Consider the following 1,064-nt stretch of genomic DNA (forward strand, 5'->3'; position numbering starts at 1 on the left):
ACGGCGCTCATCGACGGCCTGGAAGACGCTGGCCTGCTGCACCGCGTCCCCAGCAGCACCCAACCCCACCTCGTCACCCTGGAACTCACCGACGACGGACAACACACACTCATGAGAATGCGCACCGCGTACCGGACAGTCCTCGGCCACGCAGACACCGACGGGTCACTGACCGCGATCCTTCCGCAACTAGACAACATCACCACCACCCTCAACACGGCAGCGAAAAACGGGTACCCGACCCTTTAACTGGGCACGCCGCATGCGACCCACTCCCCCCCAAAACGAAAGGCAGGGCTCCAAGACCAATTTCGCCCGGGATTCGCCAGGGAAGTCAAAAAAAGTTTCGAGGAGGATGGCGACCCGGTTGCTGCGTCATGGGACGTGACACCGCGGTCTCAAGCCTCACGTTCGAGCGCGCGGGCACGCCGGTAAAACGTTGACCGAGACAAACCCAGATCCCGAAGAACGCCCGCCGCGGCCTCTCCCCCATCGATCAACTGCAAGGCATTTCGAATCTGCCGATCCGACACCTTCTGCGGACGACCGCCAAGGTCCCCGCCAGCCGTTCGCCGCTTAGCAACTGAGTCCGTAATCCGCTTCCGTTTAATGTCGAGCTCCATCTGCGCCAGCGCCGACATCACCGTGAACACCATCGACCCCATCGGCGTCGACGTGTCCACGTCCGCTCCCCCCAGGTTCAACACCCGAAGACCTGCCGACCGCGACCTAAGTCCCTCAGCAAAATCGAGCATGTTCTGCGTTGACCGGCCAAGACGATCAAGAGTGGTGACCACCAGAGTGTCCCCGTCATGGATCGCGTCGAGGGCACGATCAAAGGCCGGCCGAGACGCTCGAGCGCCAGACCCACCATGGTCGACACAGAGGTCATCGCGTCGGACGCCGGAAGCAAGGAGGTCCGCTTCTTGCCGGTCAGTTTCTTACTGCTTCGTCGACACCCGTGCGTACCCAATCAGCTTGCCCACGATGGACCTCCATGTGTCCCAAAACCAACGATGAACACGCAAACTCAAGCAAAGGCTTTTGGCACATAGATTTGGGAA

The 1,064-nt window shown here is 60.9% G+C and carries 1 protein-coding gene and 1 pseudogene; one reads left to right on the top strand and one right to left on the bottom strand.

Annotation, left to right across the window (positions count from 1 at the left end):
* On the top strand, positions 1-249 hold a 249-nt coding region (locus ITJ49_RS17410; protein ID WP_228514687.1), incomplete at its 5' end, for a hypothetical protein.
* 149 nt (positions 250-398) lie between these two features.
* On the opposite strand, the pseudogene ITJ49_RS17415 reads toward ITJ49_RS17410, so the two are convergent.
* Positions 399-986, bottom strand: a pseudogene (locus ITJ49_RS17415) (recombinase family protein).
* Positions 987-1,064 lie beyond the last annotated feature (78 nt).

Origin of the sequence: Frondihabitans sp. VKM Ac-2883 (assembly GCF_015350875.1) — a bacterium.
GTDB lineage: Bacteria > Actinomycetota > Actinomycetes > Actinomycetales > Microbacteriaceae > Frondihabitans.